The organism is Weissella bombi, assembly GCF_900094835.1.
Lineage (GTDB): Bacteria > Bacillota > Bacilli > Lactobacillales > Lactobacillaceae > Weissella > Weissella bombi.
The window spans coordinates 393510-418783 of the sequence record NZ_FMAO01000001.1 but is presented as its reverse complement, the minus strand read 5'-3'; the positions used below and the strand labels follow the sequence as shown (position 1 = coordinate 418783).

Genomic DNA, 25274 nt, shown 5'->3' with positions numbered 1-25274 from the left:
AAATTTCATTTTACAGGAAAACATAATGTGAATAAACCATTACGTCAATATTAAGTGGATGTTAAGTATATGAAGTAATTGAATTGTTGCTTAAATATAAACATGATATAATGCTAAAACTACCTATTTAAGGAGGGTAATATGAGTCGTAAGAGAATAATCATAGCTGCAATTGGCTTAGTAATTGTAATAATTGCCGGTTATGCAGCGATTATGTGGTTTAGCGATGATCGTACGTATAATAGAGAATTAAATAAAGCACGGGATGCCGTGGCGGTTCAAGATTGGCAAACAGCCAAGCAACATTATCAGGCATCACGTAAGGTACGTGTTTCGATAGAAAATCGAACAGCGAGTGAACAATTAGATTACCTACAACGAGCTGATAGTGCTATTAAGAAACAAAACTGGCAATCAGCAAAAAGCTTGTACCAACGGGCAATTGATACGGATGGTGGTATTCTTTTGTTGAAAAAGGCCGCTAAGACAAACCAACGCATTGTTAATGCTGAACAGGATACCAATAAATATAAGGCATCAGTATCTTCATTAGAAAAGTCAATTGGTCAAAAAGATAAAGACATAAAGAACTTGAAAAAGCAGGCGAGTGATACTGATGCATCCGTACAGGCAGTTCAAGATTCAGCAAATAAAGCAGTTGCAGATGCAAACGCAGCAGCTGATAAAGCGAATGCAACTGCTGATTCAGCTAACAAGCAAGCGCAAGATGCACAAAAAGCAGCACAAAAGAGTGAAAGCAGTAATAAAGATGACCACAAAGATGACGATAAAGACAAGTAATTTATGGTGTTAGTGGTATCCTATAGTTGAGGGGGTGTGTAAAATGACGATGCAAACAGCAATTTTTGCTGGTGGATGTTTTTGGTGTATGGTTGAACCTTTCGAAACACTACCAGGAATTGAAAAAGTACGCTCAGGTTATACGGGTGGTACAGTAGTAAACCCAACTTATGAACAAGTAGCAGCCCATATTACAGGACATACTGAAGCAGTTAAAGTTTGGTTTGATGATGAGATTGTTTCATATGATTCGTTAGTCTCTCTCTATTGGCAGTTGGCAGATCCGACTGATGCAATGGGACAGTTTGCGGATCGTGGAGATTCGTATCGTCCAGTTATTTTTGTTAAGGATGATGAACAGCGACGAATTGCCGAGGCTTCTAAACAAGCATTAAATGAATCGGGGCGCTTTGATAGCCCTATTGTAACGACGATCGAAGATGCTAAGCCGTTTTATGATGCAGAAGAAGAACATCAACAATTTTATAAGAAAAATCCCTTACGTGAAATGATGATGATGATACCACGTAAAAAGTATCAAAAGAAATATTGGTCAGATAAGGAGCGTAAGTAAGATGACAAAACCAACGGATGCAGAATTACGCGAAAAATTAACGGCTGAACAATATGCCGTAACACAAAAAGCAGCAACTGAAACACCATTTAATAATAAGTATGATGCTTGGTTTGATGATGGTATCTACGTAGATGTTGTTAGTGGTGAACCATTATTTAGTTCACTCGATAAATATGATGCAGGTTGTGGTTGGCCATCTTTTACAAAACCAATTGAAAAGAAAGCTGTTAAGCGACATTTAGATACTTCACATGGTATGTATCGAACTGAAGTCACTTCACAAGATGCAGATTCTCATTTGGGTCATGTCTTTACTGACGGACCGATGGCTGCAGGTGGGTTACGTTATTGCATTAATTCAGCAGCTTTAAAATTCGTACCAGTTGCTGAGTTAGCAGCACAAGGTTATGGTGAATATGCTGCATTATTTGATGGAGAATAGTCGTTCAGTTAAACAGTTGCTTTAAACTGTGAAGGCCACTTTCATGGTGAAACATGATGGTGGTTTTTTGTTTTAATCGCTTTATTTTTATTTTTGAAGAAAAATAAAGTCTCAAAAAGTATTTTAATCTGGTTATGATAGATTTATGACTATTAAATAGAGAGAGCAGATACGATGAATTGGTTACTTTCAAAAAAAGACGAAGAACGTTTAATATTACATCGATACTTGATGACACACCACAGTAGGACTTTTTTAATCAAAGACTTAATGGTGGCAATTAATTGGTCACGATATCGTATTTTACAAGCAGTTCAACAATTAAATATTGACTATCAAAGTATGACACAATCAAAACAAACGTTTATTACGGTTAGTGATGCTAATCGAACAATAACGTTAACAAATTTGCAGTTGATCAGTACTGCATCATTAAAGGGATTTTACTTACGACAATCATTGCGGTTTGAACTATTACTAGATGTTTTTTTAGAGGATATTCATTCTAATGAAGCCATTGCCTTTAGGCATTCATCAAGTACGACCGTTGTTCGCATGACCAAAGAAGCAATGCGATCTGAATTAAAAAGGCAGAAAATAAATATTTCTGAAAACTATCAGCTAATCGGGGACGAACAACAAATTCGAACAGTTATGATTGAATTAATTTATCTAGCATATGCTGACCAACCGCTACCATTTCCTGATGCAACTAATCGAGCCATTGAACAAGTGCAACAAAATTTGATGCCACTATTAACAAAACGCTTAACAATTCAGCGAATTTTATCGATTGTATTTGGTGTGTGGTACACTCGTGTGCAGAATGGCCATTACTTAGGTAAGGTAAAAGATGCTTTATTACGACCAACTAAGGACTTACAAGATAGTGTACAAGAATTATTGGCACAGATGACCCCATATTTAGAACGCTATGCGACAGATGATTCACAGAATCTAGATAATGAACTACGTTATGGCGTGGTGGTGTGTTATGCATTAGGTATTGGTGATACCAGTGATTATTTTGAAAATTTAACTGCCAAAAGTAAACGTCGCATAACCGATTTGTTTGATCAGGTTGGATTGTCATATCGTTTGTTCTTTAATCAAGAAATGTCAGAAGAGCAACATGCGACAATGACAAAGCTGTTAATACCATTGTTTATTAGGCTGAGTTATTTTCCACCACAAGATGATAATTTGCCAACGGATGTTGCATTCCAAACTGATACCTATCCGATTCATGCAGCTTTTACGAAGTCAGTAATTCAAAACTTAGCACAGGTTTCTCGTTATGACGTGACACATTTAATGGGGATGATGTTTAATCCGTTGCTTAATGCTGCGGTGAAGTTGATTTCTGTAAAAGATGTGTTGCCTGTTATTACAATTACCATTGATTTGATTGATATGCCTGCTTTAGAAGAGTATTTAATGCAAATGGTTCAACAATGGCATTCATTGAATGTTCACGTGACAAATGAATTTACGGATAAAACGGATATTTACTTATCAAATGTTATTTTAAGTCAAAAAGTACCTGGCTTTGCGTGGCATACGATACCTGAATGGTCAGAGAGACTTGCTTTACGGCAATTAATTATTGATTTAACTTTAGATAGATTTGAAAACAATGAATTGTTAAGAATTAATCATGATTTTTAGTTTTGGTTTTTCAAGGCAGTGTTTTATGACATAGTAATAGTATTACTTAGCAGGAATAGAGGAGGGGGTATAACTCATGTCAGAAAAGGTATTAATTGCAACTACGGAGTCAATTGCGGGTTATCGCACTGTAGAAACATTTGGTGAAGTTTTTGGATTAACAACGCGTTCACGAAATGTTGTGTCGTCGTTTGGTCAATCAATTAAAACATTAGTTGGTGGCGAAATTAAAGGTTATACCAAACTACAGGATACAGCACGTGACGAGGCAATTGATCGTTTAAAAACGGCGGCAGCCAAATTAGGGGCTAATGCTGTTGTGATGATGCGTTTTGATTCATCATCAGGAGCAATCGGTGACTCAGTAGCTGCTTATGGAACTGCTGTGAAGATTGAGAAAAATTAAAATAAGGCATAGTAAAAATCTTAAACCTATCGTGTTCAACAGATAGGTTTAAGATTTTTTTGTTTATTAAAGGTTTGTGGCTTTAGAAAGCTGCATGCCGTAAGTTGCACATAAGTATTATTTGATATAAAAATAATACATCAGTGGCGACTTTTATGACTCCTTTAAGCCATTTATAGTCGGAAATTTAGCAACTAAGATACCAATTATTTGGTATGAATGATTTGTTTAGGAATTGGGGTAAGTTAATGGCGCAACAACAAAATTATTTAACTGTACCTGATGTACAGAAAATTATGTTAGCCATTTTAAAAGATGTTATAACGTATTTTGATACACATGATTATCATTATGTTTTAACTGGTGGCAGTGCGTTAGGTGCTGTGCGTCATCAGGGATTTATTCCATGGGATGATGATGCTGACGTAGCCTTACCACGTCATGAGTATGAACGGTTTATTCGCGAGTATGAGCCAAATGATACACGGTATAAAATATTAACACCATTAAATACTGAAAATTGGCTGTATGGTTATGCCAGAGTAAGTGATACATATACACAAGCTGACGGTAAGTGGGCAACCGTTAATAATGGCGTTTACGTTGATATTTTTCCAATTGATGCAGTACCGTCATCTGGAATTGGACAAAAAATCGCTTATTATCATATGAAATATTTAGATGTGATGCGAAATTCAACACGACGTTTAGCAATTTCACATAAGGAACCGGCTTGGTGGCTAAAACCTTTGTTAATCAAGTATGCAAAACGACATACAACCGCCTGGTGGGTTAATAAAATGAATCGATTAGCACAAAAAACGAATCGGCGAAATGAAAATAAATCTGATATCTATAGCTTATATATTGTGCAAGGATTGAATAAAACCAGGGAAAATTTTCCTTTGTCAATTTATCAGCAACGTCAGCTAGTAAAGTTTGAAGATTTAAATGTATACATACCGGCTGCCAGTCAACATTATTTAACGCAAATGTATGGCGATTGGCAAGCTTTACCATCTAAGAGCAAGCGTAAAACGCATGCCCGCTTTTATTATAAAGGAGTAGAAGTACATGATTAGTTTATACATACTACTCATTGCAATTGTTGTCGCTATTTTTGGTCTATTTGTAACTATTTTTTCTTGGGTCAAAAAGATTGATCGTTCAAAAAGAATGGGTCACTTTTTTCTTTTCTTCGGTATTATTGTCGCGTTAGTGGCCGGCTTTTCAATTAATAAAGAGCATGATGCTCATCGGGCAGCAGTTGAACATCAAAAGCAAATTCGTGCTGATCAGATGTACGATGCCGAATTGGTGCATTTAAGCGCTAAAAAAGTTCGTATTAAAGATGGTCAAGCCAAAATTAAAATTCATGTGTCAAAAAATACGGCAATTAAGATTACAAGTAGTCATAAGCAATTGCATGATTTGAACTATAAGCCTAATGAAGTAAAAAAAGATATTTTGATAACTTTTGTGATGCCAGGTAAGTATACGGTGACGGCAACACGTGGTGAAAATAAAGTTGTGAAGCATATGACGGTTTTGAAGGATAATGGTAAACAAGTATCAACATCAAGCAGTGAGTCATCTTCAAGCGTAGAGGTCAGTGAATCATCATCTTCTGAGCCAGAAGAAGTCGTACCAGATACAGAAGAGGCAGTTAGTGAAGAGTCAAGTAGTGAGGAAGTCGTACCTAGCGAACCTGAAGCTTCTGAAAGCACAACGCCTGCTCCTGATACCGGTGTTGCACAAGATCCGGTTCCAGCACCATCTTACGAACCCGTTTGGACACCATCATCTGAGGCACCAGCAACTGATAATAGTGATGTAGGCAGTTCCGATAGTACAAGTAGTGAGGCTAGTGAAGATACGAATGCTTCTGATGGCGAGTCAGCATCGATGGAGACAGAATCTGTTGATGAACAAGACATAGCACAGTAAAGATAGGTTAGAAAAATGGTTGAAAAAAAAGTAACCGTTGCAGCAAACCATGTCACCAAGCGATTTGATTTGGCTGAACGACAATCAGATAAAGTAAAAGCTGTCTTTAAATTTTGGGGTAAAGGTATTCCAAATTTTTGGGCAGTTAAAGGGGTTTCTTTTGAAGCCCATGCAGGGGAAACCATTGGGGTAATTGGAACCAATGGTTCTGGTAAATCTACCTTACTAGAAATGGTAGCTGGTCTAACGCAACCAACAAGTGGACAAATGACTATTAATGGGTCAACATCAATTATTGCAATTGGTGCAGGTATGCGTCCGCAGCTAACTGGACGCGCTAATATCCGTTTGAAGGCTCTCATGCAGGGGATGACTGAAAAAGAAATCGATGAAAAAATGGATGACATCATTGAATTTTCTGAATTAGGCGATTTTATTGATCAGCCTGTAAAGTCATATTCATCTGGTATGAAGTCAAAGTTAGGTTTTGCCATCTCAGTTTATTCAGATGCTGATATTGTCATTATTGATGAGGCTTTGTCAGTTGGTGACCCAACCTTTACGCAAAAGTCAATGGAACGTACCAAGCGCTTTAAAGAAGAAGGGAAGACCATCTTCTTCGTATCACATTCGGCAGCTCAGATGCGCCAAATGGCGGATCGGGTAATTTGGATGCACTATGGTGATATCCGCATGGATGGACCTATCGATGAGGTAATGCCTGAATACGAACACTTTTTGAAGCGATTTAATCGTTTTTCAGAGAATGAACGATTAGCATATCAAAAACGTTATAAAGATGCGCAAAAGTCGTTTACGTTAGAACATTTGAAACAGATTGAACGTAATCGACAGCTATTAGATGATCCGACGATGGCAATGCAACGTCAAAAAGAAAATGCGCATGCCTTTATTGAAGATAATGAAAAAATGGGTTGGGTAACCCGTATCTTCTTAGTTGTAATGATTGTGTTGACTGTTGGCTTAATTAACAAGCAATTATTGAATATGTCATGGGCAAATGTTATGGCACATCCAACACATTTGGTGACAAATTTTGCACCATCAAAGTTAGCGCAATTAGACCGTCGTCATGGGCGTGACGGTTCGGCAAGACCACAAGAGGCTCCTGTGTATAAGGTGGCTCAGAATACTTATACCGTTCAAGACGGTGAGACGCTGGCAGGCATTTCACAAAAGACTAATATATCAGTGGAAGCAATCATGCAAGCTAATCAGTTAACAGATCAAGTGGTAACACCCGGGCAAGTGTTAACCTTACCGGTTGAGAGGTAGACGTTTTGAAAGATATTTGGAAAATTTTTAAAGAGTTGGTCAAAAGTTGGCCGGTCGTTCGTCGAATTGCGCGCTATAATAACGATCAAACGTATCGTCAAAATTACTTAGGTGATTTTTGGCACTTTGCGGATCCTGCATTACAAATTGGTATTATGATTTTGATGTTTGCGGTCCGTAATGGTAGTGATAAAGGTAACCCACATGCAACTGGGTTAGCTGGCTATATTGCTTGGATTGCGTTAGGAATGGTGACGTATTTCTTCATGCAGTCAGCGATGTAAAAATCAGCTAAGAGTATTCAATCACAAGTGAATATGCTATCACGGATGAAGTTTTCATTAGCTGCAATTCCATTGACTGAAATTGTGACCGAATTACGTCGGTACTTTGTAATGTTGGGAATGGCCTTTTTCGCAATATTATTTATGAATGTTAAACCATCAATTTATTGGTTGCAGTTCTTTTATTATTTTATTGCCATGTTTGTTTTCTTATACGCATTATCGCTAGTAACATCAACAATTACAGTGTTAGTGCCCGATTTTTATAATGCATATACGGCTGTATTACGTGTTGGGATGTGGATATCTGGGGTAATCATTCCAGTTGATAGCCCAACTTTCCCTTTGTTACTATCAAATATTTTGAAAATCAATCCCTTGTATTACATTATTCAAGGTTTCCGAGAAACTTTGCTAGAAAATCCCGTGTGGTTTTGGCATAATGTAACCGCTAATTTGGTTTTCTGGGGAATTACAATTATTTTGCTAGTAGTCGGGGCACATATTCATATGCGTTTCCGTAGTCGCTTCATGGACTTTGTATAAAGGATATAAAAATGAAAAAGAAATTAGGCATTATTCAGGTTTTGGCAGTTTTAATTATTGGAATTATGATTGGAGCCTTTGCGGAACGTAGCCATGTGTTTGGGTACGCTGATAATACGCCAATTATTCCCAATGGAACGTATCAAACAACCAGTACAAAACGCTGGCAAAAGATGACTGTGGCTGGATCTGAAGTAAAAAATACTAAAGGTGAAGATTTAGTAGTGGTTGATAATCGGTTTACTAATCGTACTCGCGGCCGTTTGGTACTAGCAAGTAAAGATAAAGGCAATCGTTCATGGTCATATTATGTTGCCAAAGTTAAAGAGGGTTGGCGTGTTAGTCCGATTGTAAACGGCGTACCTGATCATGATTCTCAATTTATTGTCTATGTAAATTAGGCAGTTTTAAACCAGGTTAATACCTGGATACATATAAAAATTAAAGAGGGACATACACATGGATAATCAAGTGAAAATAATCATTGATAAATTGGAGAAAACTGATATTAGTGCAATTAAAAAGTATGTTGCCAATATGAGTCAATTAATTGGTAACTCGTTAGCGTTAACTATTTTGGATCCACGTTATAAGGGTGATTATAATACGCTTATTCATGAGTATGAGCAATTATCAAAAGAATTGCCTGGTGTAAAAATTGAAGGTTTTTACGTATCACAATACCTACATAGTGATGTTCGTGATAATGTTAATAAATTTACAAAGGATTACATTGGTGATCAAAAGATGACTGTCGAAAAGAAAGCAGACGGTCAACGTTTGTTTAAGCAGAATGGTGATGTAAGAATTGCCATTATTACAAATAAAGCGGGTCATGTAACGGCTGTTGATTTTGCTAAGCCCGGTGAAAAACGACCTCATCAACGTGTTTCAGTTAACAGTTCTGGCAATATCCAAGTTATTCGTCACTTTGACACAAAAACAAAGTTACCATTGTCTGATGAATATGTTGATACCGAATTAGTGCCACAGTTAATTGTTCACTTTGACGAACGTGGTTTACGGTCAGACTATCAATTAGTTGGTTGGGATGAACCAGTTGTTTATGATGAAGTTGGTTTATATGAGCAATGGTTTGATCAAATCATTGCACCGGATGACTATGTCATTAATTTGAACCGACACTATGATGTGTTATTTGAAAGCAAACATGACGTTAAGAAAGTATTTTTAATGTAAGACTTGGTGGATATGAGTATGGATTTGAAGAAAAAAGCAAAAAGATTGGCTCACGTTGCTGAAGTGGCAATGACGTATAAATATTCTGATCTAAAGAAGACACGCGAATACTATATTCGTCATTATGACCAGTCAATAGTCGATGATAATGTTGTCCTTTATGAGGCTCGTGACGGGCAATCAATCACTGATTCGCCGTTGGCAATTTTTCGCTACTTGGCGTCACATGAAGACTACCATGATTTAAAGCATGTTTGGGTCGTCACAGATAATAGCCAAGAAAATTTAAAGCGTATGGTTGCAAACATTCCGGTTGCATTACAGCGTAAAATTATCTGGGTTAAGCGTAATACTACTGAGTATGCAAAGTGGTTATTACGCGCAAAGTATTTAATTACAAATTCAACATTCCAGTCATTTTGGCATAAGAAACCAGATCAAGTGTATATCAATACATGGCATGGAACACCCCTGAAATTTATGGGGTATGATATTCCGGGCTCAAAAACGTCGTTAAAAAACGTGCAACGTAATTTGTTGATGGCTGATTATATTATCTCGCCCAATGAACATACTTCGCATGTTTTTTTAGATAGGTATAAACTTAATGGTTTGTACCAGGGTGAGGTATTAGAAGGTGGTTATCCACGTATTGATTTAACCTATGCTGATGAAAATGAACAAACGATTAACTATTTAAAACATCATCAAGTTGTTATTGATGAGACAAAGCCGGTCGTGATGTATACACCAACATGGAAGGGTACGTCAATTTCTAACCCATCAGGTAGCATTAATCAAATTTATGAAGAGATTAAAGTACTCCAACGATTAAATCCCGATAAAAATATTTTGGTGAAAGTGCACCCGTATGCATATAAGTTAGCCAGTCAACACCAGGCATTAAAGCAATATTTAGTTCCTGATGAGATGGATGCTAATTTGATTTTGGGTATTACTGATATTTTAATTACGGACTATTCAAGTATTTTCTTTGATTTTATGGTAACTGATAAGCCAATTATTTTTTATGCTTGGGATCATGAACTCTACAGTAGTTATCGTGGTATGTATTTTGATGATGAAGAACTGCCAGGTCCTATTTTAGATGATATTGAGGCTGTGGGGCTAAGTCTACAAAATGTTGATCAAATTCAACGTGAGTATACACCAAAATATCAAGCATTGAAGGATCAAGTTGTGCCATATGATGATGGTCATGTGACAGAACGTATGGTGACAACAATTTTTGATCAACAATTTGTGAAGGGAATTGTACATAAACGTGCCGTTGGTTTAGATAAGCCAAAAATTCTAATCTATCCTGGTGGGATGGGCAACAATGGTATTACAACCAGTGCTATTAATTTGAGCCATAATCTTGATTATGATCGTTATGATGTGACTTATTTTCTGTGGGATAACAATAAAGATGAAATCACTAATAATGTCGATCAACTAGATCAACGTGTACGATTGATTTATCGATTTGGTGTTACGGCCTTGACCCGTCCTGAGCATAAACGGGATCGTTTTGTAAGTGACCATGGTATTAAAGGTTGGTCAGATAGTAACATTCCTAAGCAAGGGTATTTACGTGAGGTTGATCGTTTATTTAATAGTGTTCAGTTTGATACTTTAATTGATTTTTCCGGCTACTCATATAATGGTTCAAAGTTATTTGCAGTTATGCCAAGAAAGCAATTGGTTGTTTATCAACACAATGATTTGTACGCTGATTCACAAAAAGTGATTGATGGTAAACAAGTACATGCTAAAAAATTAGGCGCTTTGTTCACACTTTATCCGGTGTTTGATAAAATCGTGTCGGTTTCAGAAACACTAAAACAAATTAATCAAAAGAAATTAGCGAAGTATGTGCGACCGGAGCAAATGGTAGCAGTGCCAAATTCATTAACGTTGCCTAGTGATGACAAAGAAGAAGATACGGATAACGGCGTCATTATTGAAGATTATCAAGCATCAGCAAAAGCTAATGAATTAACTATGCAGATGTTTCATTCATTAATTGACGTTTCTGAACAAAAGGTGACAATGATCCAGTTGGAACAGCAGGATACGATTCGAGTGCTTGGTCGTGCGCAAATAAATCAGCATTATGTTTATAAATTAGCAATTAATGACTTACCACGTGGTTGGGTGATGGCGCGAGACATTAGTGTACAAGAAAATAATGAGTTACTTAGTCAACAAAATCAAAATCAAATTGGTTGGGTCTATAACAATAAACGTCGCTTGTTTAAAACACCTTATTTAAAGGGAAACGATACAACTGATGTTATTGGACAGGCAAAGTGGTTGAATCACACTTTTGTAAAGATTACAGCGGAGGCGGATACAGCTGATGGTCGTTATTATCAAGTGAAATTACCGCGACAGGCACAATTAGGATGGTTGAAAGCATCCAGTGTGTTGCCTATGCAAATGAGCAATCATTTTGCCATTTATCAATGGTTATGGAATAAGCTTTCGCATAAAGTACCAGAGCAACGTTATGATGTTGGGATTCGTCAATTATTTACTATTGCAGGACCCGTAACGCTAACTAATCAACCATTAGGATTAACAAAACGTGGCTTAAAGCAACGTCAGCTGAAAGTAACTAATCAATTTTATTTGGCAACGGCCATGGCTAAAACTAAAATTGGTACGTATTACCGTGTTAAAGTCGGGAAGAAACAATGGTGGATTGATGAGAGTGCCATGAATTTTCAGTCGGTTGATGTACCGGTAAGTGGCAATAATGTAATTCAATTACAGGATTATTTTGATCAATCATTAATTATAAGTGCGGATGCCGAAGATAATGTGCGAGCAGCATTTGGATCAGTACCGACAGATTTGCAACTTATTGCCGGATACGCAACTGCCAAATTTGTAGATGATAAACAAGTTTATGTGTTAGGTTCTGAATCATTTGGTGAGCAAATAACCTTACCAATTACAATGGTGACAGTGCTGGATACAACGCACTTTAATTATTATTACGAGGTAATGGAGTCGTTTGAGACAAGTTGCTATATCACGCTAGCAGATAGACAAACACAAACATTGGCGGTTACAGGCCAAATTATCGAACTTGCTCGAGTTTGGGATTGGCAGGCAAAGCAGTACATGATTTTTGTTTTAACTGCTGATCGATATGTTTGGGTAAAGGAATCAGTAATTCATAATGACCATATTCGACAGACGACGTTTGAAGAGACAAAACCGGTTGATGAACAATCGGAAGTTCAGTTACAAGCCGATGTTTTGCCAGTTGATGAAGTTAAACCAGTATCAATATTAGATAAACCATGGATAACACGAAAAATTGATATGCATTTTGAAGATAGTCATTTTATTAGCCTAATTAGACAAAATGGTATGACAAATCTAATAACCGATGATGGTCAAACACGCCATATTTCTGAAGTACCTCAGGGTGTTTCAAAGCAGTTGATTTATGCAAATGGACGTAATTGGGCAACTTATGACCATTTTGTATTTGTAGCTGTCGGTAGATTATCACCTGAAAAAAATCAAACGATGCTGCTTGATGCCTTTGCAAAAGTTTACCAGCAACATCCAGAGGCTGAATTGATCATTGTGGGGGATGGTGTCATCCGTAGTGATTTAGAAAACCAAGCTGTCCAGTTAGGGATTGCTGATGTTGTTTTGTTTACAGGACAGGTTGATAATCCTGCTGATTATTTGGCAGTCGCAGATGTTTTTGTTCATCCTTCGTTGTATGAAGGACAACCGATGGTATTACTTGAGGCTATGATGCAACATCGATTAATTGTGGCAACTAATATTGCCGCTAATGTTGGTGTATTAGGGAATCAGACTTACGGTTTGTTAACACAAGATGTCACAACAAATGCATTTGTTATGCAGATGTTATTTACAATGGAACAACAAACAAATATAAAAGAATTTGATATTGCGCATTATCAAAATAGTGCAAAGTTAGCGTTTTATAATATAATTAAGTAAATGATAGAAAAGTAACAAAAAATAATTAAAAAGGATACAAGGATATGAAGCGAGTTATTACATACGGAACGTTTGACATGTTACATTATGGGCACATTAATTTACTACGTCGTGCAAAACAGATGGGGGATTACTTAATTGTGGTTTTGTCATCTGACGAATTTAATTGGGAATCAAAACAAAAGAAAACTTATTTTTCATATGAAAAGCGTAAGCAATTGTTAGAAGCAATTCGCTATGTTGATTTGGTAATTCCTGAAAATAGCTGGGATCAAAAGGTATCGGATGTGAAAGAATACCATATTGATACGATGGTTATGGGGGATGACTGGGCTGGAAAGTTTGATTTTATTGAAGATGAAACAAAGGCTGAAGTTGTCTACTTACCACGTACACCGGAAATTTCAACATCACAAATCAAAAAAGATTTGAACGCAAAGAAATTAGCAACCAGTGTTGACACGTCAACTATTGATGTATCAGGTAAGTAATATTTTTGGTAACCAGAAAATGGAGCCGTTAACTGTATGCAAGTGAAAAGCAGAATAAAAGCACTTTTAAAAAAAATTATAAAACAAAAAACAGCTCGAGATGACTGGACGGATATGAACGTGGTTGTTTTTGGTGACAGTATTGTCGCTGGTCAAGAATTAATCAGGGAAGAAACACCTTATCGAGATGCTGTTTATGCTAAATTGGCTTCTTATTATTTAAATGCACATAAGTTGGAAAATTTTGCTGAAACAGGTACAGGTCAATTTAAAGGACAGCATAATTTAGATCGACTTGCTGGTTGGACCCATAGTTTTGAAGGTAGCATTAATTATTATAAGCAAGAAATTAAACAGGCGGATGTTGCAATAATTGCGTATGGTAATAATGATTGGAAACAACCTAATCCGGATGGATCATTACACGGTTTGACTGAGGTGAAAGATAAATTACGTCAAAATATTAATCGTATTAGAGCAATTAATTCGAAAATTCAGTTAGTCGGTGTTATTGAAACGTTAGCTTTTAGAAAGCATCAACCTGCTTGGCATTTGGAAGGCCCAAATGGTTTTACCTATGCTGATATGGTTGCTGCATACATAGAAGTTTATAAGGAGCAAGGTGTTCCCGTATTTGATATTCGCGATTATCATTTAGGTAATCATATTGATGAATATGTTGATGATCGTGACCATTTTACGTTAGATGTTCATAAACAAATTGCAAAGTCATTGAAAGATTTTGTAAAGCATGGCTATCAATCACCAGCACAACGTTTTGGTGAGACAGATAAATATGTTTTTACAGGTAATTTATTTGCAGATTCTAAAATGCGCCAGGAACTATTTGCAAGAATTAAGAGAAACACCCAAAAAGGAAAGCATGCTGAAATTTTATGGTTCGAGTTGCACTTGAATAATACGGATGATTTAAGTTTGTTAATAAAAGAAAATGGCTTACCGTCAGATATCCAAGTTACTAATATTTATCAGTATTACGCAGCACCGTTGCGCTACGATGGTGGATTAGATAGTTTAACTTTAGAAAATGATATCTTATTAAACGAACGTCAGGTACCATTTATAAAATTTAAAGACGATACTATTTCATATTCTACTGACGGAGAAAATTGGTCTAAACCACTTCAAAAGCAAGATTTTAATGATTTGTGGGTAGCTCATTATGTGTCGTTAAAAGATCAAGTCTGGACTTGGCAAGATGATAAATATGTTAAACGTGGTTAGGTAGTAATCATAATTATTAGGGAGAAGAGTGTTATGAAGTTTTTAGACGAAACAGGGCAAGAAATTACATTAAAACGTTCAACTACATTACCAGGTTATGAAGTAACTTTGGCTGAAGATACTGTTATTGATTCCGCAGTTAATAATCCTTTTTTTAAGGGTATTAACATTTTACAGTTACCTAAGAAATTAAAAGGATTTCGTGATAATCCTGATTTAAAGACGTTGTTAGAACCTAAATCTTTGAAAACAGGTATTAAGCTAGAATTAGCTGATGATGAATTTGCGTTATTTGAGCCAAATTTAGATTTTGTAACTAATAAAAGATTACAAAATGTTAATCGTATTTTTGGAAATGGTCAAGAAATTGTGCCACAGTTTGTTAATTTTGGGTTGAAGAAGGTTAGTTTGAGGTCAGGAATGGCTATTGGAACAATTACTATCATCTCAACGAAGTAGTTATAAGGAGTTAGGATGTCATGGGATTAAAAGAAGATTTTAGAAATGGAACGACCTTGGAGCAAAGATTAAAATTAAAAGCGAAATTAGGCTTGAATATTGACACAGAATATAAATTTGGAAATAAGTCTAAGAACATTAATAATTCAAATAATATGTTTTTAGATAATGATTTGAATGTTTCTTATAATAAATTTTATAAAAATTTTGATGCGGAAGTAAACAAGAGAAAATCATTTCAATATAAAACATCTTATGGGCATTTCAGAGAAATGCCCATAATCGAAAATATGATTATGTACGAAACGTTTCATGGAAATTCAATGACAGATAATCCGTTTGCATTATTTTTAGAAATTGTAAAACAAGACGTTGAAAAAAAATACATACACGTATGGGTATTAAGCCACAAACCAGAAGAAGATATTCAAGTTCAACGATTTATTGAAATGGAGAATTTGTATTTTGTTGATCTTTACAGCGATGAATATCTATCGGCTATAGCTAGAGCTAAATTTTTAATTAATAATACATCATTTCCACCATATTTTTTCCGTAGAGAAGAGCAAATTTATATAAATACGTGGCATGGGACACCTTTAAAGACTTTAGGTAAAGATATGGCAGGTTCGTACGGTCAACACAAAAATCTGGCGCGTAATTTTCTTCAAGCAACGCATATTCTATCTCCAAACCGTTTTACCGGAGAAAAAATTATTTATAGTCATGATATTGATGGAGTTTATCAAGGGGAAATAATCGAAGAAGGATATCCAAGGATTGATTTAGCTCAAAGTACCACAACTAAATATTTAGATGATGTATTGATGAAGGATGTGAAATTTGACAAAAATAAAAAAACTATTCTTTATGCACCAACTTGGCGTGGCGAAGTAGATAGTGTAGGAAATATTAACGATGAACTGTTGGAAAAAGTTTTGATTATGAAAAATTCGTTACCGGATAATTATCAAATTCTATTAAAGGTTCACCCACTGTTGTATAAGTATGTTAAAAATGATAATAGATTTGAAAATATCGTTATTTCAGATTATTTAGATATTAATGAGATATCAGCATTTATTGATGTATTAATTACAGATTATTCATCAGCATTTATAGACTTCTTAGCAACAAAAAAGCCAATAATTTTATTTCAATATGATCAAGAGCAATATTTAGCTGATAGGGGGGTATATATTTCGCTCGATAAGCTCTCAATTCCTATTGTAACTTCTGATGAAGAATTGGAAGTGCTCTTAAGAGATGTAGATAACCTTACTTCTGAGTATATTGAATTTGATGAATTTGCATATACTCAAGTGGGAAATTCAAGCGAAAAAATTATCAATCATATATTTGCAAATCAAAAAGTTGTAACTGTAGATTATAGTAATAGTTTAAAAAATATTTTGGTATGGACGGGTAAGTTAACCAATGAGAAGGTTTACCAAATAAATAAATTAAGTGTATTAAATAAAAATATATTACTTTGGCATCCAGCAAAAGTTTCAGTTGAAGAAGAAGAGTGTATAAAAGGTCTTAAAAGGAATATCAAAATTTTTTACAATGTGGGTGAAATTGTTTTTGACCAAAAAAATTATGCGCTGTATACATTAATTAGAAAAAATGAAGTTCATCAGGAATTAATAACTGATGCTCAGCAAATCTTTAGTTCCAATGTTCGTAGAATGTTTGGGTCTTTACACTTTGAAACAGTAATAGATTTTGATGGAATAAGTGATTTTTGGATTCAACAGTTCTATTATGGATTTCCGGAAGCAAAAAAAATCTTATATCTATCATTAAGTGATATAAATAAATTTGAAACTATTAATAAAAACGTAACAAAACTTATTCCCATGTTTAATAACGTGGTGTCAACTAATGTATTAATTCGTTCTCTAAAGTTAGAAAATACTATTAAGTTAGAAATAGATAATGATTTGAATGATTATAGTTTTAGTGAAGTCAATATTGATGGGAAAAAATATATAGTTAATATACCTTCAAATGATGCAATAGTAACTAATTTTAAGAGCGAATTAGTAGATAGTAAATTTGTTAAAAGTCAAAAACTTTCTGTATTAATTTTGGAACACAATCGAGATAAAAATTTAGTATCCATTCTTGATAAGTACTTTAGTGAAGTTGATAATGAAAAAGATGATTTAGTCATTTATGGAGATGAAAATCAAATAATTAATTATTTACATGATAATAGATTATATCGGAGTAATATACTTGTTTTGAGCAAGAAAATTGATATAAATATAGTTCGTGCTATGTTTACTAACGCTAAAATAATATTTGATTTGGTTAATTTGAAATATGATAATAACTTCGAAGATTTCACGCATAGTATTTCCCAAAATACTAAAATAATTAAGTATGACTCATCAAATGTGCTTAAAAAATATGACGGGTTATATAATACATTTGGCTTCAATAGTATTGATGAAGGGATATTTACTATTAAAGAGTTTAAACATTATCTATCATTACTAAATATATTAGGGAATGATTATATTAATGTTTTGGACAGCGAGTTTAAGTTTAATACTAATAAATTAGCAGATAATAACTCTGCTAATATAAATAATTTGATGGATATCAGTAGGAGTTAATAACATTATGGGAAAAAATTTTAGTAAACTTACTGACAATCAATTAATTCAATATCAAAATAATGATAAAAAAGTTAAGACAATAGCTGATTATACTACATTGTATAATCAACCAATCCCTTTGAAAGAAAATTTATTGTTTGCAGAATCATATTCAGGAAATTATCTATCATATTCCATTGTTCAATTTATTAAACAAGTTATTAAAGAATTTAAAAATATGAAGGTTGTTTTATCAACAACGAATATGCAATCATTTTATAGTGCGTTTTCTGAAAAAGAACAAAAAAGTATTTATGTTGTTAAGCGGGACTCATACAAATATATTTTTGCATTAGTACAATCAAAGTTCATTATAAATGATGGTGATTTTCCTGACTATTTTATTTCAAAAAAGAATCAGATAGTTATTAATACAGCAGAAGCATTTTTAGGATTTTATACCGATGAACTATCAATGTTTGAAAAACGATCACAACGAGCAATCTTACAAAGTGATTATCTATTGATGACAGACTTTGAACAGCAAAAATTGTTTGATAGAATTAAACTTCATAATATTAAAAACTTTTATTTATCTATAATGAAATGCAATTTAGCGAGTCAAAATCCAAAATGGAATGTAATTTTTTTAAAAAAGAATTCTAACCTAGATTCGGATCAACAATTAAAAAAATTTATAAAGGTAAATAAAATTGAAGGTAAAGTAGTACTTCTTGTTCACCCAAGCGAATTGAAGTTTTATAAGTCTCTTGCTGATTTTGGTAAGTATGTTAGACCATTTGATTATTCTATTGTAGATTTTTTAAATAATATTAAATCTGTTTATTCCGATAGTGATATTTTATTGAGCAAAAATATTTTCAATTCATTTGATAAATTTATTATTTTAGAAAATCAAACACTTGAAAACTATTCTCCAGTTCTTCAGAATTCGTCGCATACTGTTAAAGATTTATTAACAAGTAACAAAATTTGGAATGAAGTATCAAACGGTAAGAAAAATATTATTATATATGCAGGTGGTTTCCAAAATAATGGGGTTACGACATCTGCTATAAATCTTTCATATAATATTGATTATAAAAAGTACAATCTTATTTATATTGATAAATCAAAATATGACGAATCTAGTAAAAAAAATGTATCTAGGTTAAATAAATTAAGTACTTTAATTTTTCGGACAGGTGCTACTGATTATTTAATGGAAGAACGCATACCAGCAAGTAAGCTCCAGGCTGTTGAGGGTTATGATTCCTTAAGTAAAAAAGAAAAATCTTATGCTATAAATGTATTTCAACGTGAATTAGTTCGATTATTAGGAAATACAGCAATTGATGTAGCAATTGATTTTTCTGGATATGTTGTTTTTTGGACAAGTATTATGGCTTTTTCAACTGCAAAAACTAAATTAATTTATCAACATAATGATATGTATGCTGAATTGACAAAAATAGTTGATGGTAAGTTAAAGCATGCTAATAAATTGCCACAAGTTTTTAAGTTATATAAGTTTTTTGATTCTATTGTTTCTGTTGGTAAAAAAACGTTAGAATTAAATGCTGAACATTTATCGAAATATGGAAACATTTCACAATATAAGTATGTTGCAAATTCCATAGTAGTTGATGATATTTTGTCAAAAAGTAGGGATAACTCTAATGTTATTAGTTTAAATAACCATGATTATTTGGAAGAGGAAGGAATATTTAAAATGCTTCCAGATATAGATGAATTTAATTTAGTTAATATAGGTAGAATGGGACCTGAAAAAGATCAACAAAAATTAGTTAAAGCTTTTGATAAAGCTAAAAAAGAATTAAAAATTCCGATGAAACTGTTTATCTTGGGATCAGGTGAATTAGAGAAAAAATTAAAAGAACAAGTTTCTATGCTAGGTTTAGAAAGTGATGTTGTATTCGTTGGTCAAGTAGCTAATCCATATATTTTCTTGAAAAGAGCAAGCCTTTTTGTACTAAGTTCAAATCATGAAGGGCAGCCTATGGTGTTGTTAGAAGCATTAACGCTAGAGAAGCCAATAATTGCGACTGATATTGCAGGTAACCGTAGTGTTCTAGGGGATGATTACTCTGATTGTTTAGTAGATAATTCGGTTATAGGTATAAGTGATAGAATAGTATCTTTATATAAAGAAAATAAGATTAATAGTTCGAATGTTTTTTTTGATAGTAATAAATACAATAAAGATGCTATGTCACTTTTTTATTCAATAATTGATGAAGATAATTACAAAGGCCATAAATATGAAAGTTAAAAATGTATCATTAACATTAGTTGGAAATGAGCAGGATATAATTGAAACATTTGTTAGAACAAATATGAATTATTTAGATGAAATGTATATTATTTTCTGGAATAGTATAGACAATTCAAAAGCAATAATTAATCGTTTAATAAACGAAGAACTAAATATTCACGTTTTGAATGGTGTAGGAGAGGTTTTTTCTACTTTTCAACAGGAGAAAATTGTTACCTGGGGTGTTAGAAAAATCCAAAAAATTTTTAATACAAATTTTAATCTATTTGTATTAGATTCAGATGAATTTATAGTAATTGAAAGTAAATTTACTGAGAACTTTATTAATAGAGAAAACCAAGTGTATAGAGTGCCAAGACGTGAAATTATTTTTGATGGGTATAATTATGAACACTGTAATCCGCTATTAAGAGAGTATATCGCTAGAAAAAAATTACAATCTCAAAAGTCTATTATTTTTAATTTAAATCCTAATTTTAATGTAAATTTTGGTATTGGCCAGCATTATATTAGGTATAATAACGAACGAATGTCTACTGAAATCGAATATACGGGCATCGATAAAGGGATTAGAATTGATCATTTTCCCGTGCGATCTCCCGAACAATTTATTAGTAAAAATTTAATTGGCTGGTCGGAATATTTAAAGGCTTATAGTCATATTGCTGAACAAAAAAATCCTGTTGGAGTACATTGGAAAAAAGCTTATAATTGGATTATTGAAAATGATTATAAAATAACATCTTCAATGCTTGAAGAATACCTTTATCATACTCATTTCAGAGATGAAAATGGAATTTTAAATAATGATTCTATCTATATAACAAATAGTGTTCCTTTTAAGAATGTAAAAATAAAATATGGTTACTTAGCTAAAAGTTTTGTGTCTACGTTAGCTTCAGCTATAACGTTGATAGAAGCGAATAAGAAAAAAACAAATAGATCATTCAGTATAATGGATTCTCCACAGGAAAATCTTGAGTTGGTAGGTAATTCAAAAATTTTTGCTTTAGATACAATACCTATCATTAGGAGAGATGGGAATACGGTTTATATTTCGGGCGCAGTGAAGGGTGTAACAACAATAAATAGTGTGGTTGCAAAGGTTCCCATCGAATTAGCACCTAATCGAAATACACAGTTTGTGTCTGTTTCTAGTAAAAATGGAGTGTCTGGTTGGCAATTAGATCCACATGGCAATTTAAAAATTATATTTAATTCTTTGCCCTTGAAATATAATACTTGGTTGCCCTTTAATTTTACTTACATTATATAAAATAGTAGCTCATGTACTAGAGTAACTAATTCATTAAAAATCAAGGGATTAATATTTTTATCTGTTGAATCAACGAAATTAAATATAGCATTCATTGATAGGCATCAATAAATACCTCGTATCTGTGTTTTCATCGATTACATTAGACACCGGTATGTTACTGGTGTCTTTTATTATATAAATATGATTAAAATCCGAATTTATTTTAAAAAATATATAAATATTTTAAACCATTTTAAGCTGAAAATAAAAATACTAAAAGCATAAAAAAAGATATTTTTAATATGTTTTGACAAACAATTCTACTTTTTACACGCAAATCATAGCGACAAAAAACGTTTACATTCCTGAATTTCGGACTTAAAATAATAAGTGAGCCATAATAAAAAATTATGAATACAATAAAATATAATGGAGATACAAATCATGAAGATTAAGTCAGCGGTTTTAAATGGTGTGGATGAAGAATTCAAGTTAACAGATATGATTTTGGATGAGCCCCAGGCTGGTGAGGTGCTAGTGAAGATTGTTGCATCAGGTATCTGTCATACAGACTCAACAGTAAAAGATGGTACAGTACCAATGCCATTCCCAGCAGTTCTAGGTCATGAAGGATCAGGAATTGTTGAGAGTGTTGGTGATGGTGTTACTAATTTCAAGAAGGGTGACCATGTTGTTGTTGGATTTGCTTCATGTGGTGAATGCCAATTCTGTCGTGCAGGAATGCCCGGTGCATGCGAACGCTTCAATGAATTGAATATGGGTGGTGCTATGCGTGATGGTTCACACCGTATTCATACGGTTGATGGTGATGATGCAAGTGTATTCTTTGGTCAATCATCATTCTCAACATACTCAATTGTACAAGAAAACAATCTAGTTAAGGTTGATAAGGACATGGATTTGCGTATCCTAGGACCTTTGGGATGTGGTTTCATGACTGGAAGTGGAACTGTTTTGAACTCTTTGCAACCAGAGCCAGGTTCAAGCCTAGTTGTATTTGGTACCGGAGCTGTTGGCCTTGCTGGTATGATGGCTGGTGTCATTTCTAATGCTGCTCACGTTATTGCCGTTGACATTAACCCTGAACGTCTAGAAATTGCTAAGAGCTTGGGTGCTACTGAAACCATTAACAGTGCTGAAGTTGATCCTGTTAAGGAAATAATGGCTATTACCGATGGTAAGGGTGCTCAATATGCGCTAGATACAACAGGTGTGCCTGTTGTTATTAACAGTGCTATTAAGAGCTTAGCTATTAAGGGTGAATTAGCAACTGTCGCTGTTGGTAAGAAGCCAGTTCCAGTTGACTTTACTAATGATATTGTAACCTTCTCACGTACAATTAAGGGTGTTATCGAAGGTGACGCTATTCCACAAGAATTGATTCCAAAGTTGGTTGACTTCTATCACAAGGGTCAATTCAAGATTGATGAGTTGAGCAAGTTGTATGCTTTTGAAGACATCAATCAAGCTTTCGAAGATTCAAAGAATGGTACGACCGTTAAGCCTGTACTTGTCATCGATGAGTCTTATTCAGCTTAATTTATAAAATATAAGTAATTTAGCTTGTAAAATCTGCGTTTATGTTGGTTTTACAAGCTTTTTATTATCGGAGCTTTATTTTTGACAGCGCTTTCATTTTCATGTATTCTTACTCATTGATGAATGAGCGTGTTACCAATTTATTTGGGCATTAACTCATAATTTATCGCACGTTTTTGTGTGGGTAAATTATGGGTTATTTTTTTAGTAAGTGGTATTTCGAATTGTTTATCATCATATTTTTAAGTTTATCGTTTAATGTTAGAGGGGTTATTTTTATGAATAGAAAGTTATTAACACTTATTGCAAGTGCAACGCTAGCAACGATGGTAGGTGGTGGGAGTATCCACGCAAAAACAACCGATAAAGGATCAGATAAAGTTGTTATTTATTTGACACGCCATGGTGAGACAACAGCTAACGTGATGCACCGGGCACAAGGGTGGAGTGATTATACGTTAACGTCTAATGGGGTTAAAGGGGCTAAGTATCTTGGCGAAGGTTTGAAAGGTACAACGTTTAAAGCAGCTTATTCTGGTGATTTAACTAGACAAGAGAAAACTGCTAAAGGCGCTTTAAAACAGTCTGGTAATAAAAAGGTGACATTGCAAGTAAATCCAGATCTACGTGAAGATAACTATGGTAGTTATGAAGGACGGCCCGATATGGATAAGAATGTACCTGAAATTGCTAGCCATTTTGGGTATAAAAATACCGATGATTTTATGAAAGATAATGGTAAATATGCACAAAATAAAATGCAAGACGGCTATTATGAATTAGATAAAGCCAATGCTTTAAAGACAGATCTACCAAAAGAATACCGTGCAGAAAGTTCTAAGCAAGTTGAAAAAAGGATGACACAAGCTTTAACTAAGATTGCAAAAACACAACAAAAAGATGGCGGTGGTAATGTTTTGGTAGTTAGTTCAGGTATGGCAATCAACCTATTCTTGTCACAGCAAGATATCCCTGAATTTAAAGGTGTCGGCTTAGAAAACGATGCTGTTACAAAGCTAGTTTATCATGACGGTGATTTTAAGCTTTCTGGTAAGATTGGTTCATTAAAGTACTTTAATGATGGTAAAAAAGCACTAGATAATTAAAACTATTGACAGCGCTTTCATTAAAAACTATACTTTACTATATAAATGAGCGTGTTACTAATTCGATTAGGCATTAACCCATAACTTACTTGTATAAGGTGGCCAATTATACGGGTGAATTGTGGGTTATTTTCATTTATACGGTTATTTATGAACCAGCAACTAGAAAACATGGAGACCGTTTAGTAGATATGAAATTTATTAAAAATTTTAATAATAATGCGGCCTTAGTAACTGGTGAATTTGGTGTTGAATGGGTTGTTGTAGGCAATGGTGTTGGCTTTGGAAAAAAGGTTGGCGACCAAATTGATGAGTCAAAAGTAACCCATCGCTTTGTAGCGGCCGATAAGACGGAAGCATTATTAGATAGTATTGCGAATGTCTCATCAGAAACGTTGGCGCTAACAAAAGAAGTTGTTCATTTAGTAGAAGCTCGTCAGGAGACAACGTTTAATGACTACGGTTATTTAGCCTTAATTGATCATATTGATTTTGCATTACAACGTGCTCACAAAGGAATTGATATGGCGGGTGGGACATCGGATTGGGAAGTTCGCAAGTTATTTCCACAACAGTATCAAGTTGCTAAAGAAATGGTTCAATTGATGGAAGATAGAACAAACTTAACTTTTGGCAATAGTGAGGCGGTTTATTTAACTTATCATTTGTTGAATATGGAAACCGATAATACGGATTTACAAGATACGATGCGTATTACGAAAATTATTCGTGCGATTGTTGATATTGTACAATATCAATTTGGTATGCAACTAGATCAGGATTCGTTTAATGTTGATCGCTTTGTCACACATTTGCGGCGATTTATTATTCGACATATGAAGCAAATAACAGATGAAACGGATGAGTTAGATCATGGTTTGTTAGCGTTAATGCAAGCAAAGTATGCGGATGCTTATGCAACAGTTGAAAAGATTGAGACATATCTTGATAAGACTGAAAACTGGCAGTTAACATCTGATGATAAGTTATATTTGACGTTACATATTTGGCGCGTAACGCATCGACAAAACCAGACGCCAAGTTAATAATAGATTTTAATATTTTATAGCGTGTTACTAGTAAT

Annotated in this window: 22 protein-coding genes; all 22 read left to right on the top strand. The window is 34.0% G+C overall.

All coding sequences use genetic code 11. The features are described from left to right. The first annotated feature begins 141 nt into the window (after window positions 1-141). The 22 genes from GA0061074_RS01955 (at window position 142) to GA0061074_RS01850 (ending at window position 25236) form a co-directional block, all read left to right on the top strand. Entirely contained in the window at window positions 142-801 is a 660-nt protein-coding gene (locus GA0061074_RS01955; RefSeq protein WP_092461424.1) for a hypothetical protein, read from the top strand. A 43-nt stretch (window positions 802-844) separates the two neighbouring features. After that, window positions 845-1375 carry a peptide-methionine (S)-S-oxide reductase MsrA gene (msrA, locus tag GA0061074_RS01950; protein WP_092461423.1) on the top strand — a complete coding sequence of 177 codons (531 nt, stop codon included), beginning with the start codon at window positions 845-847 and terminating at the stop codon, window positions 1373-1375. A 1-nt stretch (window position 1376) separates the two neighbouring features. Then, a complete protein-coding gene (gene msrB, locus GA0061074_RS01945) occupies window positions 1377-1820 on the top strand; it encodes a peptide-methionine (R)-S-oxide reductase MsrB (RefSeq protein ID WP_092461422.1) in 444 nt (147 codons plus the stop codon). A gap of 174 nt (window positions 1821-1994) precedes the next feature. Continuing rightward, a complete protein-coding gene (locus tag GA0061074_RS01940; RefSeq protein ID WP_092461421.1) occupies window positions 1995-3488 on the top strand; it encodes a helix-turn-helix domain-containing protein in 1494 nt (497 codons plus the stop codon). A 76-nt stretch (window positions 3489-3564) separates the two neighbouring features. Further along, the gene (locus tag GA0061074_RS01935; protein ID WP_092461420.1) at window positions 3565-3894 is read left to right on the top strand and encodes a heavy metal-binding domain-containing protein; all 330 of its coding nucleotides are present in this window, start codon (window positions 3565-3567) and stop codon (window positions 3892-3894) included. Between the two features lie 248 nt (window positions 3895-4142). Then, window positions 4143-4976, top strand: a complete 834-nt coding sequence (locus GA0061074_RS01930) for a LicD family protein (RefSeq protein WP_159426638.1) — start codon at window positions 4143-4145, stop codon at window positions 4974-4976. Next, the gene (locus GA0061074_RS01925) at window positions 4969-5841 is read left to right on the top strand and encodes a hypothetical protein (protein WP_092461418.1); all 873 of its coding nucleotides are present in this window, start codon (window positions 4969-4971) and stop codon (window positions 5839-5841) included. The genes GA0061074_RS01930 and GA0061074_RS01925 overlap by 8 nt, the downstream gene beginning before the upstream one ends. Window positions 5842-5856: 15 nt before the next feature. After that, entirely contained in the window at window positions 5857-7137 is a 1281-nt protein-coding gene (locus tag GA0061074_RS01920) for an ATP-binding cassette domain-containing protein (protein ID WP_092461417.1), read from the top strand. A gap of 5 nt (window positions 7138-7142) precedes the next feature. Beyond that, window positions 7143-7421 carry a hypothetical protein gene (locus tag GA0061074_RS01915; protein ID WP_092461416.1) on the top strand — a complete coding sequence of 93 codons (279 nt, stop codon included), beginning with the start codon at window positions 7143-7145 and terminating at the stop codon, window positions 7419-7421. A 33-nt stretch (window positions 7422-7454) separates the two neighbouring features. Next, window positions 7455-7967 (top strand): ABC transporter permease, encoded by a 513-nt coding sequence (locus GA0061074_RS01910; RefSeq protein WP_092461415.1) that lies wholly within the window; start codon window positions 7455-7457, stop codon window positions 7965-7967. A gap of 11 nt (window positions 7968-7978) precedes the next feature. After that, on the top strand, window positions 7979-8368 hold the full coding sequence (locus GA0061074_RS01905; RefSeq protein WP_092461414.1) for a hypothetical protein: 390 nt from the start codon (window positions 7979-7981) through the stop codon (window positions 8366-8368). A 58-nt stretch (window positions 8369-8426) separates the two neighbouring features. Continuing rightward, entirely contained in the window at window positions 8427-9167 is a 741-nt protein-coding gene (locus GA0061074_RS01900) for a hypothetical protein (protein ID WP_092461413.1), read from the top strand. Between the two features lie 18 nt (window positions 9168-9185). Next, entirely contained in the window at window positions 9186-13166 is a 3981-nt protein-coding gene (locus tag GA0061074_RS01895) for a CDP-glycerol glycerophosphotransferase family protein (RefSeq protein WP_159426637.1), read from the top strand. A gap of 44 nt (window positions 13167-13210) precedes the next feature. Next, window positions 13211-13657 (top strand): glycerol-3-phosphate cytidylyltransferase, encoded by a 447-nt coding sequence (gene tagD, locus GA0061074_RS01890; RefSeq protein ID WP_092461411.1) that lies wholly within the window; start codon window positions 13211-13213, stop codon window positions 13655-13657. A 36-nt stretch (window positions 13658-13693) separates the two neighbouring features. After that, a complete protein-coding gene (locus tag GA0061074_RS01885; RefSeq protein ID WP_092461410.1) occupies window positions 13694-14902 on the top strand; it encodes an SGNH/GDSL hydrolase family protein in 1209 nt (402 codons plus the stop codon). Between the two features lie 33 nt (window positions 14903-14935). Beyond that, window positions 14936-15361: a hypothetical protein gene (locus GA0061074_RS01880; RefSeq protein ID WP_092461409.1), complete on the top strand. Its 426-nt coding sequence runs from the start codon at window positions 14936-14938 to the stop codon at window positions 15359-15361. Between the two features lie 20 nt (window positions 15362-15381). After that, a complete protein-coding gene (locus GA0061074_RS01875) occupies window positions 15382-17988 on the top strand; it encodes a CDP-glycerol glycerophosphotransferase family protein (protein WP_092461408.1) in 2607 nt (868 codons plus the stop codon). 7 nt (window positions 17989-17995) lie between these two features. Further along, entirely contained in the window at window positions 17996-20263 is a 2268-nt protein-coding gene (locus GA0061074_RS01870) for a glycosyltransferase (protein WP_092461407.1), read from the top strand. Further along, entirely contained in the window at window positions 20253-21542 is a 1290-nt protein-coding gene (locus GA0061074_RS01865) for a glycosyltransferase family 2 protein (protein WP_092461406.1), read from the top strand. Before GA0061074_RS01870 ends, GA0061074_RS01865 begins: the two co-directional genes overlap by 11 nt. Window positions 21543-21968: 426 nt before the next feature. Continuing rightward, window positions 21969-23084, top strand: coding sequence for an NAD(P)-dependent alcohol dehydrogenase (locus GA0061074_RS01860; RefSeq protein WP_092461405.1), 1116 nt, complete (start codon window positions 21969-21971; stop codon window positions 23082-23084). A gap of 278 nt (window positions 23085-23362) precedes the next feature. After that, the gene (locus GA0061074_RS01855) at window positions 23363-24190 is read left to right on the top strand and encodes a histidine phosphatase family protein (protein WP_092461404.1); all 828 of its coding nucleotides are present in this window, start codon (window positions 23363-23365) and stop codon (window positions 24188-24190) included. Window positions 24191-24381: 191 nt separating this feature from the next. Beyond that, window positions 24382-25236, top strand: a complete 855-nt coding sequence (locus GA0061074_RS01850; RefSeq protein WP_092461471.1) for a PRD domain-containing protein — start codon at window positions 24382-24384, stop codon at window positions 25234-25236. Window positions 25237-25274 lie beyond the last annotated feature (38 nt).